Origin of the sequence: Nocardia paucivorans NBRC 100373, assembly GCF_000308675.1 — a bacterium.
Lineage (GTDB): Bacteria > Actinomycetota > Actinomycetes > Mycobacteriales > Mycobacteriaceae > Nocardia > Nocardia paucivorans.
This window is the reverse complement of the sequence record NZ_BAGE01000038.1, coordinates 188,166-204,365: the sequence shown is the minus strand read 5'-3', so window position 1 is coordinate 204,365 and position 16,200 is coordinate 188,166. Positions and strand designations below refer to the sequence as shown.

At 68.0% G+C, this 16,200-nt stretch carries 16 protein-coding genes; 13 read left to right on the top strand and 3 right to left on the bottom strand.

What is annotated here, in order from left to right; genetic code table 11:
- The first annotated feature begins 71 nt into the window (after positions 1-71).
- Both ppsA and ON32_RS10255 read left to right on the top strand, forming a co-directional pair.
- A complete protein-coding gene (gene ppsA / locus ON32_RS10260) occupies positions 72-2,366 on the top strand; it encodes a phosphoenolpyruvate synthase (RefSeq protein ID WP_040790578.1) in 2,295 nt (764 codons plus the stop codon).
- Positions 2,363-3,898: a bifunctional aminoglycoside phosphotransferase/ATP-binding protein gene (locus tag ON32_RS10255; protein WP_245550930.1), complete on the top strand. Its 1,536-nt coding sequence runs from the start codon at positions 2,363-2,365 to the stop codon at positions 3,896-3,898. Before ppsA ends, ON32_RS10255 begins: the two co-directional genes overlap by 4 nt.
- Before the next feature lie 22 nt (positions 3,899-3,920).
- Here ON32_RS10255 and ON32_RS10250 read toward each other — a convergent pair whose 3' ends face one another.
- Together ON32_RS10250 and ON32_RS10245 are read right to left on the bottom strand one after the other, a co-directional pair.
- Complete coding sequence (locus ON32_RS10250) at positions 3,921-4,922, bottom strand: zinc-binding alcohol dehydrogenase family protein (protein WP_040790669.1); 1,002 nt, start codon at positions 4,920-4,922, stop codon at positions 3,921-3,923.
- Between the two features lie 41 nt (positions 4,923-4,963).
- Positions 4,964-5,419 carry a pyridoxamine 5'-phosphate oxidase family protein gene (locus ON32_RS10245; RefSeq protein ID WP_245550929.1) on the bottom strand — a complete coding sequence of 152 codons (456 nt, stop codon included), beginning with the start codon at positions 5,417-5,419 and terminating at the stop codon, positions 4,964-4,966.
- A 289-nt stretch (positions 5,420-5,708) separates the two neighbouring features.
- Here ON32_RS10245 and ON32_RS28795 point away from each other — a divergent pair, with 289 nt between their 5' ends.
- The 11 genes from ON32_RS28795 (at position 5,709) to ON32_RS10195 (ending at position 14,773) form a co-directional block, all read left to right on the top strand.
- Positions 5,709-5,876, top strand: a complete 168-nt coding sequence (locus ON32_RS28795; RefSeq protein WP_157224150.1) for a hypothetical protein — start codon at positions 5,709-5,711, stop codon at positions 5,874-5,876.
- 11 nt (positions 5,877-5,887) lie between these two features.
- Positions 5,888-6,829, top strand: coding sequence for a GyrI-like domain-containing protein (locus tag ON32_RS27010; protein ID WP_051133083.1), 942 nt, complete (start codon positions 5,888-5,890; stop codon positions 6,827-6,829).
- A gap of 69 nt (positions 6,830-6,898) precedes the next feature.
- The gene (locus ON32_RS27005; protein WP_051133082.1) at positions 6,899-8,023 is read left to right on the top strand and encodes a 1-phosphofructokinase family hexose kinase; all 1,125 of its coding nucleotides are present in this window, start codon (positions 6,899-6,901) and stop codon (positions 8,021-8,023) included.
- A gap of 117 nt (positions 8,024-8,140) precedes the next feature.
- Entirely contained in the window at positions 8,141-8,791 is a 651-nt protein-coding gene (locus tag ON32_RS10230; protein WP_040790665.1) for a response regulator, read from the top strand.
- A gap of 59 nt (positions 8,792-8,850) precedes the next feature.
- Positions 8,851-10,587 (top strand): GAF domain-containing sensor histidine kinase, encoded by a 1,737-nt coding sequence (locus tag ON32_RS10225; protein WP_040790576.1) that lies wholly within the window; start codon positions 8,851-8,853, stop codon positions 10,585-10,587.
- Positions 10,588-10,829: 242 nt separating this feature from the next.
- Positions 10,830-11,870, top strand: a complete 1,041-nt coding sequence (locus tag ON32_RS10220) for an Acg family FMN-binding oxidoreductase (RefSeq protein ID WP_051133081.1) — start codon at positions 10,830-10,832, stop codon at positions 11,868-11,870.
- Positions 11,871-12,021: 151 nt separating this feature from the next.
- Positions 12,022-12,429, top strand: coding sequence for a fluoride efflux transporter CrcB (crcB, locus tag ON32_RS10215; protein ID WP_083874280.1), 408 nt, complete (start codon positions 12,022-12,024; stop codon positions 12,427-12,429).
- A complete protein-coding gene (crcB, locus tag ON32_RS10210) occupies positions 12,426-12,791 on the top strand; it encodes a fluoride efflux transporter CrcB (RefSeq protein WP_040790575.1) in 366 nt (121 codons plus the stop codon). The genes crcB (ON32_RS10215) and crcB (ON32_RS10210) overlap by 4 nt, the downstream gene beginning before the upstream one ends.
- A 40-nt stretch (positions 12,792-12,831) precedes the next feature.
- The gene (locus tag ON32_RS10205; RefSeq protein ID WP_040790574.1) at positions 12,832-13,353 is read left to right on the top strand and encodes a universal stress protein; all 522 of its coding nucleotides are present in this window, start codon (positions 12,832-12,834) and stop codon (positions 13,351-13,353) included.
- 84 nt (positions 13,354-13,437) lie between these two features.
- Entirely contained in the window at positions 13,438-14,028 is a 591-nt protein-coding gene (mug, locus tag ON32_RS10200; RefSeq protein WP_051133079.1) for a G/U mismatch-specific DNA glycosylase, read from the top strand.
- Positions 14,029-14,086: 58 nt separating this feature from the next.
- Positions 14,087-14,773 carry a hypothetical protein gene (locus tag ON32_RS10195; protein ID WP_040790573.1) on the top strand — a complete coding sequence of 229 codons (687 nt, stop codon included), beginning with the start codon at positions 14,087-14,089 and terminating at the stop codon, positions 14,771-14,773.
- A gap of 52 nt (positions 14,774-14,825) precedes the next feature.
- Here ON32_RS10195 and ON32_RS10190 read toward each other — a convergent pair whose 3' ends face one another.
- The gene (locus ON32_RS10190) at positions 14,826-16,085 is read right to left on the bottom strand and encodes an acyl-CoA dehydrogenase family protein (RefSeq protein WP_040790572.1); all 1,260 of its coding nucleotides are present in this window, start codon (positions 16,083-16,085) and stop codon (positions 14,826-14,828) included.
- Positions 16,086-16,200: the final 115 nt, after the last annotated feature.

Sequence of the window (16,200 nt, the reverse complement as noted above, 5' to 3'; positions counted from 1 at the left end):
CTCGGACCACCGGGGGTGAAACGGATGTCATCCGTCCCCGAACCTTCCGGCGAGGTACCGAAGGAGTCGATATGGGTCGATATGTAGCGCCGTTCGTGGACCTGCGACTGACGGACGCCGACGAGGCCGGGGGCAAGGGGGCGAACCTGGGTGAGCTGGTGGCGGCGCGGCTGCCGGTGCCGCCCGGTTTCGTGATCCTGCGCTCGTGTTACGAGCAAGTGGTGGCGCACGGCCCGCACGGCGCGGAGTTGGATCGCCTGCACACCGCCGCACTGGCGGCGGTCGGCGACGAACCCCGGATCGCCGAACAGTGCGCGACCATGCGGGACCTGGTTCGCGACACACCCTTCGACGCCTCGATACGCGAGATGATTCTGTCCGAATATCACGATCTCGGGGAGAACGCTCGGGTCGCCGTCCGCTCGTCCGCCGTGGGCGAGGACAGTGCGACCGCATCCTTCGCGGGCATGAATCTGACCCGCACCAATGTGTGCGGCGACGAAGATCTACTCGCCGCCGTCATCGACTGCTGGGCCTCGCTGTTCACGCCGCGGGTGGTGACCTATCGGGCCCGGCGCGGAATCACCACCCACCCGCAGATGGCCGTGGTCGTCCAACGGATGGTCGCCGCCCAGCGATCCGGGGTCGCCTTCACCGCGGACCCGGCGTCCGGGCGGCGGGACCGGGTGGTGGTCGAGGCGGCGCGGGGTCAGGGCGAGGTGGTGGTCTCCGGTGCCACCGAACCCGACACCTACCTTCTCGACGCGGCGGGCCCCACCCTGCTGCGTACCCGCCGCGGGCACCAGGAGTACGCGATCACGGCGGGACCGGACGGCGATCGACAGGTGCAGCTCACCGACGCCGACACGACCGATCCCGTACTGAGCGAGGCCGAGGCGGTCGCCGTCGCACGGCTGGCCCTAGCCGTCCAGGAGCATCACTCCGGCACACCCCAGGACGTCGAGTGGGTGTTCGACGAGGACACGCTCTGGCTGGTGCAGGCCCGTCCGGTCACCACCCTCGCCGACGCACCCGCACCGCACGAGGACACCGGACCGACCCGATCCGAGGTGCTGGTCCGTGGCCTGGCCGCCGCGCCCGGTATGGCCACAGGGACCGTGCGGGTGCTGTCCTCACCCGCCCAGGGGCCTATGCTGCGCGACGGCGAGATCCTGGTGGCGCCGATGACCAACCCGGACTGGCTGCCCACCCTGGGACACGCCGCCGCGGTGGTCACCGATAGCGGTGGAATGACCTGTCACGCCGCCATTGTCGCGCGCGAGCTCGGCATACCGTGTGTTGTGGGGGCGAGGACGGCGACGACGACGCTCGCCGACCACACGACCGTGACGGTCGACGGCTTCAGCGGAGAGGTCCGCGCCGGGAGAACACGAGCGCGCACCACCACCGAGACATCCGCACCCCCGACCGCGCCGGTGATCGGGACCGAACCGACCGCCACCCGGGTGTACGCCAATCTCGCACTGCCCGAAACCGCCGAACGCATAGCCGCGACCGACGTCGACGGGGTCGGATTACTGCGCGCGGAAACCCTGCTCACCCGGGCACTGGACGGCCGCCATCCGCGGGACCTCATCGCCCACGGCGAACAGGATCTGTTCGTGGACCGCATGGTCGAGCCGCTGCGGCGTATCACCGCGGCGTTCCATCCCCGTCCGGTGGTCTATCGGGCCAGTGACTTCCGCAGCAACGAGTTCCGTGCCCTGACCGAAGGCTCCCGATACGAACCCGTCGAGCACAACCCGATGATCGGTTATCGGGGCTGCTACCGCTATCTGCGTGAACCGGAGGTCTTCCGGCTCGAGCTGTGCGCCCTGGCCCGAGTGCGCGAGCAGTCACCGAATCTGCACCTGATGATCCCGTTCGTGCGGACCCGCTGGGAACTCGAGGCGTGCCTGGAATTGATCGATGCGAGCCCACTGGGCCGGGGGCGCGGTCTGCACCGCTGGGTGATGGCCGAGGTTCCCTCGGTGCTGTACTGGCTGCCCCATTACGTCGAACTCGGTATCGACGGTGTCTCCATCGGCAGCAACGATTTGACCCAGTTGATGCTCGGCGTCGATCGTGATTCCGACCAGTGCAGCGAACTCTTCGACGAATCCGACCCGGCCGTGCTGGAGGCGATTTCCCGCATAGTCACCACCGCCCGCGATCTGGGTATCACATCTTCACTGTGCGGCCAGGCACCGTCGAATCGGCCCGAATTCGCCGAACATCTGGTGCGTATGGGAATCACCTCGGTTTCGGTGGCACCGGACGCCATACCCGCCGCGCGGCGCGCGATCGCCGCGGCCGAACGACGTCTGCTGCTCGAGCACGCGCTGTTGCCCGGGGTGTCCGCATGAGCCAGGCACCGACTCGACCGCAGATGACATCGCCGGTGGCCCCGTTCGCCACGGCCACGGATACCGGAGCGCTCCTGCACGAGACCCACACCGGTCTGGTCGTGCTGTTCGGCAACCGCGCGTACAAGGTGAAGAAGCCGATCACGACCGATTTCCTCGACTTCGGCACCCCGCTTTCCCGGGAACGGGCGTGCCGACGCGAATACGAGCTCAACCGGCGGCTCGCACCCGATGTCTATCTCGGCGTCGCGCATCTGTCCGATCCGCTCGGCGGCCCCGAGGAACCGGTGCTCGTCATGCGGCGCATGCCCGAACAGCGACGACTGTCCACCATGCTCTCCGATTCGACGGCCGACGGAACGAGACTGTCGGTCCTGGTGCGGACTCTCGTCGCGTTCCACGACCGGGCCCGCCGCGGCCCCGATATCGACCGGGCCGGAACGGCGGACGCGCTACGCGAGCGGTGGCTCACGGTCCTGGACACCCTGCGCCGACAACCGGGCGACCTGATCGAACCCGGTCGCATCGCCGACGTCGAAGACCGGGCGATGCGCTATATCCGGGGCCGCGTCCCCTTGTTCGAGCACCGCATCGCCGACGGACGCATCGTGGACGGGCACGGCGATCTACTCGCCCAGGACATCTTCGACCTACCCGATGGCTTCCGAATACTGGATTGTCTGGACTTCGACGACCGGCTCCGCCATATCGATCGCCTCGACGATATCGCCTTTCTCGCCATGGATCTCGAATTCCTCGGCCACCCCGAACAGGCCGACGCACTGATCGCCGACTATCTGCGTTTCGGCTCGGACGACGCTCCCCTGTCCCTGGCCCATCACTATCGGGCCTATCGGGCGCTGGTGCGGGCCAAGGTCGACGCCATACGCTTCGCTCAGGGCGAGGTCACCGCACGCGACCGTCTCCGCCGCCACGTCTCGCTGGCCGAACGGCATCTGGCCCGGGGCACGATTCGGCTGGCATTGGTGGGAGGTCTACCGGGCACCGGTAAGACCACGGTCGCGAATCGGCTCGCGGCGGTAACCGGCTCACAGGTGCTCGCCACCGATCGGGTGCGCAGGGAGCTGATCGCCCGGGGCGAGATATCCGGTGCCGTCGGCGTCTACGATGCCGGCGCCTATGCTCCGGACGCCCGGTCGCGGGTGTACACCGAACTGTTCGACCGAGCCCGTCGGCTGCTCACCACGGGGGTATCGGTCGTGCTGGACGCGAGCTGGTCCGACGCGTCCCAACGGCAGCGGGCCCTCGAACTCGCCGCGGCGACCGATGCGGAACCGGTGCGGTTGTGCTGCGAATGTCCGCGCGAGACGGCCGACCACAGACTGCGGAACAGGCCGCCGACCGAGTCCGACGCCACCCCCGAGATCGCACACGCGATAGCGGATTCGGCCGCGGCCTGGCCCGAGGCGGATCTGCTCGACACCACCCGCCCATTGGATCTCGTCGTCGCCGAGGCGGTCGCCCGATGGCACGACACCCCACCGGGCGGGGTCGCCCGCACCGTCTCCTGAGCAGTTCGGGAACGATCGTCGCTCAGGGCACCAGCACCGCCGCACCGTCGAAACGACCGTGCGACAGGTCGGACAGGGCGTGGTCGGCCCGATCGAGCGGGTACCGGTGCGTCGTCACCCGAAGCCGATGCCGCTGCGCAAAGGTCAGGAATTCCCGCGCGTCGGCGCGCGTATTGGAGGTGACACTGCGAATCTGGCGTTCCCGGAACAGGTGGCGTTGATAGTTCAGCGGCGGGATATCCGTGAGATGTATGCCCGCCAGCGCGAGGGTTCCGCCCGCGGCGAGCGCTTCCAGGGCGGGCGGAACCAGTTCCCCGACGGGCGCGAACAGAATGGCCGAATCCAGCCGCTCCGGCGGTGCCGCCGCGGCGCCCTGCACGGAGGTGGCGCCGAGCTCGAGGGCGAGCGCCCGCGCCGCGGCGCCTCTGGTCATGACGTGAACCCGCGCGCCTTGCGCGAGCGCGACCTGCGCGGTCAGATGCGCACTACCGCCGAAGCCGTATATGCCCAGTACGCCCCCCTCCGGCAATGCCGCCCGGAGCAATGCGCGATAGCCGATTATTCCGGCGCACAACAGCGGCGCCAGCTCGACATCGCGATATCCGGTGGGCAGGGGCAAGGCGAAATCGGCCGGTACGGTGGTGTACTCGGCGTACCCACCGTCGGCGTCCCAACCGGTGTAGCGGGAATGTGGGCACAGATTCTCCGCGCCGCGCCGACAGAATGCGCATACACCGCAGGTGTGGCGCAACCACGGGATGCCGATCCGATCACCCACGGCGAATCCACCGCTCTCGGCGTGATCGGTATCGATCACCTCCGCCACGACCTCGTGTCCGGGCACGACATGCGGACGGTGCACCGGCAGATCACCCTCCACGACGTGCAGGTCGGTGCGGCACACCCCGCAGGCGAGCACCCGTACCAGCAGTTCTCCCGCTTCCGGTTCCGGGATCGGCTCGCTGCGTATCGTGAGCGGTTGCCGGTCGACGGCCCGCGGCGTATCCACTCGCCATGCCCGCATCGTCGCAACGGTGGATGTTCCCCGGGCACCCTGGGGTCGGGTCACGTCACGACCTCCTCGATCAGTCTGGTACCGGAAACAAGGGTGGGCTCGATCCCGATGAAGACACCGCTTCCCCGCTCGGCCCACCGCCCGAGCCGACGGGCGTACTCGAGGGCCAGATCGGGCGCGGCGACAATACGGGCCGGGCCGGTGACCACCACCGACCAACCGAGCCCCTGGGCCGGGTCGATCTCGTCGGCTTCGTAGGCGACCACCACCGATCGCTCCCGAAGCATTGTCGAGTACAACCCCGGAAACGGGCGGGTGCGCACGACCACCGCCCCGTCGTCGGCGATCATATGGGTCACCGGCCGCACGGCGGGCAGCGCGTCGTCGGTGAACACGAGCCGCCCGAACGGCACACTCGCGAGCAGACGCAGCGCTTCCGTCCGCTCGATCGTCACAACCCGCCGAGGACCGATATCACCTCCGGCGGGCACCTCGGATTCGGTCACCTGATCTCACCCACTTCTCACTGGGTTCTTCGCATCGATATCAGCACCGGGCCTCAGCGCGGCACAGGGTCGAACGCCCCTTCCCGGAAGGAACCAAGTACCCCGTGACCGTGCACCGAACGCCCCGGTGTAGCGGTGCGGCACCCGTCCGGCCCCGGTACCATCGCGCGGAGATCCGGGCGTATGACGGCCGAAGGTCCCCCGGCATCGGGGCCGGTCGGCGCTGGGCGACGTCGGGACGGCTCCGTAGCGTCGAAATCACGAGCCACCGGCCCACAGGAGATCCGTCATGCGCGCACCGATCGTCCACATGTCGATATGCGGCGATACCGTCGAATTCACCGTGATCGCCGAAATCACCGCCCGAGGGTTGCGCCGAGACGGTGACGGTGAAGCCGGTACCGACACCACCGTGCGAGAACAGCTCGGTCCCGGGCCGTCGGCCTCGGGGAACTGAGGAGCGGCGGTATGGCCTACCGGATCGACGTCGACGAATCCGCCCCGCATACCGTGCTCGGCCTGCACCGGACCGTCCGGGCCGAGCACGCGGGCGACGATATCGGAGCCGGTATGGACGCGCTGTATGCGATGGCCCGGGAACTCGGGCTGCTGCCGATGGGTCCGCCGGCCACCACCTACCACGGAGATTTCCGACCCGGCACCACCATCGAGGTCGATTTCGATCTGCCGGTCACCACCTCGGTGCCCGGTACCGAGGTGACGGAGTTCGCGGTCCGTCGTACTCCACGGCAGCTCTTCGCCCACACGAGTCATCGCGGCGACTACAGCCATATCGATGCGGCCTACCGGGCACTGGACCGATGGATCCGGACCTCCGGTCTGCACGCGGCCGGGCCGCCCACCGAGGTGTATCCGGTGGGACCGAACGAGGTCGCCGTCACCGAGGAGCTGTGTACCGAGATCCGCGTCCCCCTCGCTTCGAGCGCACTGCTCGCGCGGGTGACGGCGCCGGTGGACACGGCCCACGAGGCCACCCGCGAGGCCTTGCTCGACAACGGCTTCGATATCGCGGCGGAATTCGATGTGGGCGCGATATCGGCCTCGTGCTCCGGGGTCGACATCGGAGGTCATCGCATCATCTGCGCCTACGCGCCCGACCTCGTCCGGGACGTATTGGCGACCGACCACCACGATCCGTTGCCGCCCTACACCGTGAGCCTCCGCGCCGACGGCGCGAGGACCGTCGTCGAGGCGATCGACCCCGAACCACTCACCCGACGGAGCGTGCCCGCACTGCGGTCGATCGCCCGGGAAGCCCACACCCGCCTGGAACGGACATTGCGCCAACTGGTGCACCGGTTCACCGAAACCGATGCACCGCACCCGGCCGAAACGGTCCCTTCGGCGGGCACCCCGGCTTCCGGATCACCGGCCCCGGACAGCCGGTGAGGCCCATCGGGAATCCGCGGCAGCGACGGCACCCGGGCCCCGCGGCCCGAACCATTGTCAGGAGGAATCATGCGCTCCGACCATTACCCGGTCGGTGACGAATCCGATGCCCGTGACCACCGCGTATCGGCGGCCGAGGCATCCGAACGACGAACATCGCCCCGCGTGCTCACCATAACGTTGAACCCCGCCGTCGACGTATGCCTCGAGGTCGATCGACTGGCGGAAACCAGCAGGAGCCACGCCCGAGTGCGTTCCGTTCGGGCGGGCGGCGAAGGTATCGATATCGCGCGCGGTATCCGCCGGCTCGGTGGTGCGGCCACGGCGATATACGTCTCCGGCGGCGATACCGGACACCGACTGGATCACCTGCTCGAGGTGGAGGGCCTCGACCGGACCCGGATACCGGTCGCGGGCGAAACCCGCGAAGCGGCGATGATCGCCGAAACCCGAACCGAGCGCAACTTCCACATCGTCCATCCCGGGGCGCGGATGACCGAGCACGAAGTGGCCCGGTGCCTGGCGACGATCCGAGCCGAGGCGAGCGCCCACCGGGTGATCGTCGTCGCCGGCGGTTTTCCGCCCGGGGTTCGGGACGACTTCACCGCGACCGTGGTGCGCGCGGCCCGAGAAACCGAGACACCCGTACTCGTCGATATCACCGGCAGGCACCTGCGGCGGCTGTGTGGCGAGGACGCGTTCCTGATCGGTTTGGACCGGATCGAGGCGGCGGAACTGATCGGACATCCCATCGACTCCTTCGCCGATGCCGGGCAGGCGAACCGGCACCTGCTGGAAACCGGGGCGACCCGGCACGTGGTGACAACGGTCGGCGGGCTCGGCGTCGTGTTCTCCGACGCGGACACCGACCATATGATCTCCGCTCCCCCGCTGCCCACTTCGCCGCGTGGCGACACCTGCGGCGGCGCCGGTCTCATCGCCGCCCTCGCCTACCGCATCGCTTGCGGCGACAACTGTCTCGCCGCGTGCGAGTTCGGTGTCGCGGCGGCGACCGCGGCCGCGCTGTGGCCCGACACGGAGGTATTGCACCCCGAAACGATCGGAGCACTGATACGACAGGTACGAATCGAGCATGTCCCCGGCGGCCGGATCGGGCCGACGAAGCCGCACCGCCGGCGGGCACAGGCATCTACGAGGCGCGCTCACCCATACGACGAGTGGTGCGGTGAGTAGGAAACGTCAAAAGCGGTCAAGTGTCTTTCGTCATCGAATTCGGGGCCGATTCCGCCACGCCGGACCTCGGCCCGCTCCGTAGGCTGGAACTGCTTCGGACGAGAAAGAGGTGTGCCGGTGATCAGGGTTTTCTTGGTCGACGACCATGAAATCGTGCGACGTGGAGTTGCCGATCTCATCGGCTCGGAACCGGACCTGACGGTGGTCGGCGAGGCGGGGAACGTCTCCCAGGCGATGGCTCGCATCCCCGCGCTGCGGCCCGATGTCGCGGTCCTCGATGTGCGCCTGCCCGACGGTAACGGCATCGAGCTGTGTCGGGAACTGCTCTCGGCGAACCCGGACGTTCGGTGCCTGATGTTGACCTCGTTCACCGATGAACAGGCCATGCTCGATGCGATCCTGGCCGGCGCGAGCGGCTATGTCGTCAAGGACATCGCCGGCCTGCAGTTGATCGGCGCCATCCGGGAGATCGGTGCGGGCAAATCGCTGCTGGACAACCGCGCCGCGGCCGCATTGATGACCAAGTTGCGCGCCGAGGCCGAAGCCGCGACCGGACCGTTGGCCTCCTTGACCGACCAGGAGCGCACCCTGCTGGCATTGCTCGGCGAAGGACTGACCAACCGGCAGATCGCCGGGCGGATGTTCCTGGCCGAGAAAACGGTGAAGAACTACGTGTCGCGGCTGCTGACCAAACTGGGTGTGGAGCGACGCACCCAGGCCGCTGTCCTCGCCTCGAAACTCAACGCGTCCGGTGGCCGGATCGGATGATGCCGGTTGCCGGACCGGGGGAGGTGGCCAGGGCATCGGGCCGATGAGACAATGACCGTATGGGACCCAGGGTGTCCGGAGTGAACGGGCCACCTCCGGTGACCGAGACCCTGTCGCAGCTGCGTCTGCGGGAACTGTTACGCGAGGTACAGGACCGCATCGCCCAGATAGTCGACGTGCGCGACCGGATGGACCGGTTGATGGAGGCCATGCTGTCCATCACCGCGGGCCTGGACCTGGACGAGACCCTCCGCTCGATCGTGCACACCGCCATCGAGTTGGTCGACGCCGGATACGGCGCCCTGGGCGTCCGGGAAACCGACGAGTCCAGCCATCAACTGGCCGAGTTCATCTACGAGGGCATCGATGACCGCACCCGGGTCCTGATCGGCGATCTCCCCCGCGGCCACGGTGTGCTGGGACTACTCATCGCGGATCCCAAACCGATCCGGCTGAGCAATATCGCCAGCCACCCGTCGTCGGTCGGTTTTCCGCCCCACCATCCACCGATGCGGAGTTTCCTCGGTGTTCCGGTGAAGGTCCGCGACGAGGTGTTCGGCAATCTCTATCTCACCGAGAAGGCCGGCGGGCAGGACTTCACCGAGGACGACGAGGTCGTGGTCCAGGCGCTCGCCGCGGCGGCCGGTATCGCCGTCGAGAACGCCCGACTCTACGAACAGGCCCGCGCCCGGCAACGATGGCTGGAAGCGACCAGGGATGTGGCCACCGAACTCCTCACCGGCGGCGAACCCCACGAAGTCCTCGACCTCGTCACCGAACGCGCACTCACGCTCACCGCGGCGGCCTGCGCCTTCATCGCGCTGCCGGAGGACCCCGACCTGCCGCCCGCCGAGGTGAGCGAGCTGATCGTGTCCGCCGCAAAGGGTCACTGCGAGCACGCGCTACACGGCAGACGACTGTCGTTGCGCGACTCGTACGTGGGTGAGGTGTTCCGGCACGGACGCCTGACCACCATCGACCGTATCCACGACAGTGTCCTGCCGGATCTGGCCCCTCGACTGGGCCCGGCGTTACTGCTTCCACTGCGCACCAAGGAGGCGGTCATCGGTGTGCTCGCGACCGTGTGGCCCGCCGGCACCGCTGCCCTCGATCCCGCGGCGCAGGCCATGATGGCCGCTATTGCCGACCAGGCGGCGCTCGCCCTCCAGTTGGCCGAAACCCAACGCCGGATGCGCGACCTGGACGTGGTCGCCGACCGGGACCGAATCGCCCGCGACCTGCACGATCACGTGATCCAGCGGCTCTTCGCCGTCGGATTGGGCCTGCAGGGCACCCTACAGCGCGCCCGCGCCCCCGAAGTGCGCAAACGGCTCACCGAAACCATCGATGACCTGCAATCCATCGTGGAGGACATCCGGCATTCGATCTTCGATCTGCACAACGCCACCATCGATTCGACCAACTACCGCAAACGACTGCACGGTCTCGTCAGCGAGATGACCGCCGACACCGATCTGCGCACCTCGGTTCGCCTGTCCGGGCCCATCACCGTGCTGAGCCCGCCCCTGTCCGAGGATGTCGAGGCCGTATTGCGGGAGGCGATCAGCAATGTCGTACGCCATGCCCGCGCCACCAGCCTCTCGATCGATCTGCGCGTCGACGACGAGGTCGTCCTCGCCGTCACCGACGACGGTGTCGGCATCCCCGCCGACTGCCACCGGCGCAGCGGCCTGGCCAATATCGCCGCCCGCGCCGAACAGGCGGGTGGCACGTGCCGCATCACCGACGGACCGAATGGCGGCACCGTGTTGCGCTGGAATGCGCCCCTGCCCTGACGACCGACCCACCTCCGTCGAAGTGGTCGGCACCCTCCGATATCCGGAAGGACCCCGACAGTATCGTCCGGAAGGACCCCGACAGTATCGTCCGGAAGGACCCCGACAGTATCGACTCCGGCGGGTGACGCGAACAGGGTCCATCGGCCCGAATCGGCAGTGCCGATCGACCGGAATCCCGGTGTCCCGACGACCGTCGGCGGGCCCTGGTAGCCCGTATCGGCCCGAATCACACTGGCCATATGACCGACAACTCTGTGCACACCGCGGATTCCGTACCCGACCAGGCCACCCTGCTCGCGACCATGCGTCTGGCCGCGCGCGCTCCATCGGTGCACAACACCCAGCCCTGGCGGTGGGAATACTGCGATCGAGAACTGCGCCTCTATCGTGACGACGAGAGACGGCTGCCCTCCGCCGACCCCAACGGAAGACAACTCGTCATCAGCTGCGGAACGATGCTCGACCATGTGCGCACCGCCTTCGCCGCGGCGGGCCGGCACACCGATATCGTCCGGCTACCCGACCCGCATCGACCGGAGCATCTGGCCACACTCACCTTCCGGCCCTGGCCGAATCCGCCTTCGGACCTGCGGACCCGAGCCGAGATGATCGATCGCCGCCACACCGATCGCCTTCCGATGGACGATCCGGGGGATCTGTCCGACCTCGTCCGTAGGATCCGCGCGCTTACCGACCCATACGACGTCGATATCGGTGTCCTCGACACGAACGCCCCGGCCCGCTTGGCCGCGGTCTCCGAACAGTCCACGGCCCTCCGTCGCTACGACATGACATATCAGGCCGAACTGCGCTGGTGGAGCGGACATCGGCACAGCACCGAAGGGGTGCCGGCCGATGCGCTGATCTCCGAATCCGAGGCGGTGCGGATTCCGGTCGGACGCAAGTTCCCCGGCCCCGCCCATTCGGCGCGGCGCGCGGAAATGGAGGACCGGGCCAGACTCTGGGTGCTCGGCACGTCAGGGGATTCCGTTCTGGATTGGTTGCGTGCCGGTGAGGCGTTGTCGAAGGTCCTGCTCGAGTGCACCGCGGCCGGATTGGCGACCTGTCCGATGACGCACATCACCGAACTCCCCACCCCCCGACGCGCGGTCATGAATCTCACCGGCGGTCGTAACCAGGCCCAGGTGGTCGTGCGGGTCGGCCGCGCCCCCGCCCGGGAGGACCATCCGCCGACACCACGTAGGCCACCGTCGGATTTCCTCACGATTCACCCCACACCCCCACGGCGCACGGCACCGGATTCCGGTCGCAACCTCTGACCGGGACCGTCCCGACCCGCTCCATCGCCGGGGTCGCTGTGGTTCACCCCGCCGGCGGTGGGAGTCTGTTCCCGTGCCGAGAGACCCGAAAACCACTCTGTCCGTCGGTCGTACCACCGCACCACCGACTCCCGGGCCACTACACACCCGGATGAGCGCCATAGCGTTGGTCGGGGTGGGTGGACTACTCGGCGCGCCGCTGCGCTACCAACTCGGGGTGTGGTTTCCCCATGCGAGCGGTGAGTGGCCGCTCACCACGTTCGTGATCAATATCGTCGGCGCGTTCCTGTTGGGCTTGCTGTTGGAGGGATTGACCCGACTCGGCCCCGACACCGGCCTGCGCCGACGCGTTCGGCTGACAGTGGGGACCGGAGTTCTCGGGGCGTTCACCACCTACAGCACCCTCGCCGTGGACACCGATCTGTTGCTGCGCGACCACCACTGGTCCACCGCCGTCGGATATGCGTTCGGCACGGTGCTGGTGGGGCTGGTCGCCACCGCCGCGGGAATCGCGCTCGGAGCCCGGTTCCGGATGTGGCGATCGGAGGTCCCGCAATGACGACACTGTGGATCGCGGTCGCCGGTAGCGCCGGCGCGATGACCCGATTCGTCCTCGACGGCGTGATCAGGCAGCACCGGAACTCGCGTTTTCCCTGGGCCACCTTCGTGATCAATGTGACCGGGTCCCTCGTACTCGGGTTCGTCACCGGCCTGATGGTATTCCACGGCGCGGCCCGGGACCTCGGCTTGATCCTCGGTGTCGGATTCTGCGGCGGGTACACCACCTTCAGCACCGCCGGCATCGAAACCGTGCGCCTGATCCAGAGCCGGTACTACACCACCGCGGCCGCCAACGCGGTCGGCAGTCTCGTGGTCACCGTCGCCGCCGGAGGAATCGGCCTGGCGTTGGCCGCATTGTGAGGGTCCGGACCGTGCGGACCCGGATGGTGAGGACACCGAGATGACCGACGACAACGACCGGCCCGCCGCGAATACGCGAACCCCGCGCCGCATGGCCGGGCCCATCGATCCCACCGCGGCCCGCTGCCACCTGGTGGTCGGGTTCGATCGTCACCCGGGTGGCCGCGCCGCCCTGAATTATGCTGTCGGACTCGCGGGCCGACTCGATGCCTTCCTACATGTCGCCCATATCCTCGACGCCGACGATCTGCCGATCGATCCCGATTCCGCCGATTGGGAGCAGGTCGTCGCCGACGCCGTGAAGCGGGAACGCCGCGACGCGTGCGCCGTACTCGCCCGGATACCCGGCCCTTGGTCCTACTACAACCGCACCGGCAGACCGGCGCAGATCCTGCTCGATCTCGCCGAAGCCCATGACGCCGAGATGATCGTCGTCGGCACCTCCCGCGGCGGGCCCGCCTCGTTCCTGCACCGTCTCCTCGGTGACTCGGTGGCAGCGGATCTGATCCATCACGCCCACCGTCCGGTTCTGCTGGTCCCCGCTCCCCCGACCGGTCGATGAGCACCGATCGCCGGGCGTTCTCCCGCCGGAGGTGATCGCTGTGGCGGCAGAAACGGGTTCCGGCCGCTCGGGCAGACTGGACGGATGGCACGTTCCGCTGCGTACCGCCCCACCTCGGCCGATCTGGCCGCCGCGGCGGGAAAGACCATTCCCGACGTGGTGGCGCCGGATCTGCGGGTGTTGTTCTGCGGTATCAATCCGGGATTGTGGTCGGCGGCGACCGGTTACCACTTCGCTCGGCCCGGAAATCGCTTCTGGCCCGCGCTGTATCGATCGGGTTTCACACCCCGACTGCTGCGTCCCGACGAACAGGACCACCTGCTCACATTCGGACTGGGCATCACGAATGTCGTTCCCCGCGCGACGGCGAAAGCGGCCGAGTTGACGCCTCGAGAGTTGCGGGCGGGCGGCCGAGCCCTCGTCGAACGAGTGCGGCGTTACCACCCGCGCACCCTGGCGGTCCTGGGTCTGGGCGCCTACCGCACCGCGTTCGGCCGACCGCATATCGGGGTCGGCCGCCAACCCGACCCGATCGGCGATACCGAGGTCTGGGTGCTGCCCAATCCGAGCGGTCTCAATGCCCACTACACCCTGGACGCACTGGCCGACCGATTCCGCATCCTGCGGCAGGAAACGGAGCGGGATTTCCCCGACCGTCACCGGCCCACCGAATAGCCCGGATGCGGGTGCAGCCATGCGGCCCTGTCGGCCGACAACGCTAATCTGGCAGATCGTGGTCAGTCCCGATACGGCATTGCGCCGCCTCCTACGCGAAACGGCAAAACTGCTCCAGCGGTACGGATTTCACGGCACCGACCCCACCTGGACACGCATCGTGGACGGTGGGGTCGCTTCGGTCGGCCGTACCCGAGTTCTGCGCACCTGGACCAACGGACGTCAGACCCGCAGCTTCGGCCTGACTCTGAATGCCACGCCCACCGCTTGGTGGGAATACTGCAATTGGTGCAACGCGCAACGGGGACTGCCGGCCATCCCCTTGGAAAACGCCACCGGCCCCGGTGTGCTCGATATGCACCCGCACTCCGCGGAACTCACCACTCCCTGGATTCTGCGGGTCGACCCGGACCAGCTCGAGCAGCACGCGCTCCAGTCCGATATCGATACCATTCGCGAGCAGTTGCCCCGCCGCGTCCACGCCTACGCGCGCCGAGCACTGCAACTCTTGGAACCGCAGCGTTATCTCGACGAACTACTGGCCCACCCCGATCAGGGATTCCGAACCCGCGAAGCGATCGTCGTCCTGCTCGCCGACCGTGGTCCGGGGCCGCAACTCGACGAAGCGATACACAATCTCCGCCGGTACCGCGCGGAGCAGGAGACCTCGGACCGGGTGGACGAGATTCTCGACTACGTGCGCTACCGCGCCGACCTGCCGGTCGACCGCGTGGTGGAGGCATAACCGAAATCCATCCCGCGGTCGACCGGATCGATGCCCGCGTTCGGGCGGCGACCTATCGGCTCGTCCGGTATCGACCGAGCTCGAGTCGCGCCACCGTCCCCAGGTGCACTTCGTCGGGCCCGTCGGCCAGCCGTAGGGCGCGGGCATTGGTCCAGGCGGCTGCGAGCGGGAAATCGTCGGTCAGGCCGCCCCCACCATGAAGCTGGATCGCGAAGTCGATCACCTGCTGGGCCATCCGCGGCGCGGCCACCTTGATCTGACCGACCTCGCTGAGGGCGTTGAGCGGGCCGCCGGTGTCCAGTTTCCACGCGGCGTCGAGGATCAGCAGACGGGTGGAATTGATGGCGATGCGGGCCTCGGCGATCCGCTCCCGATTACCGCCGAGGTTGACCAGCGGTTTACCGAAGGCCACCCGTTCGCTGCCACGGCGGCAGGCCAGCTCCAGGGCCCTCTCGGCCAATCCGACCAATCGCATACAGTGGTGCACCCGACCCGGTCCCAGGCGTCCCTGGGCGATCTCGAACGCTCGACCGGGCCCGGAGATGATATTGGACAGGGGGACCCGCACATCGGTGAACGCCACCTCGCCGTGGCCGAGGGGTTCGTCGTGGAATCCCATCGTCGGCAGCATCCGCACCACCTCGACGCCCGGGGTGTCGCGGGGCACCAGCACCATGGAGTGGCGGTGGTGGCGGTCGGCGTCGGGATCGGTGAGTCCCATGACGATGAGGATCCGACAGTCCGGATGACCGACCCCGGTGGAGAACCACTTACGGCCGTTGAGCACCACCTCGTCTCCGTCGACGAGCGCGGTGAGCTCCATGGTGGTGGCGTCACTGGAGGCCACACCCGGCTCGGTCATACAGAACGCGCTGCGAATGCGGCCGTCGAGCAGCGGATCGAGCCACCGGTCGCGCTGCTCCTGGCTGCCGTAGCGGAGTAGCACCTCCATATTTCCGGTGTCCGGAGCATTGCAGTTGAACACCAGTGGCGCGAGGAACGAGCGACCCATCTGCTCGGCGATCGGCGCGTAGTCGACGTTCGTGAGACCCGCGCCCCCGTCGGTGCCGTACCGCTCGGCGTAGGGCCCCTCGTGTCCGGCGGGCAGAAACAGATTCCACAGCCCCTGCTCCCGGGCCTTGCGTTGCAGTTCGGCGATCACCGGCAGCGGCTGCCACGGGTCGCCACCGGACGCGCGGACCCGGTCGATCGCGCGGTGGTATTCGTGCTCCACCGGCTCTATCTCGGTTTCGACGAACGCCCGCACCCGATCGCGGAGATCGGCGGCGCGCGGAGAGAGGCTGAAATCCATGGTTGCAGGCTAGAACCTTATTGATCATTACTCAATAAGGTGTCCGGCGGTTTCTCCGCCACCGCGGCGGGTAGGCGCGAACCGAAGGCGGTATCCGACTCGGGCCCGACGACCG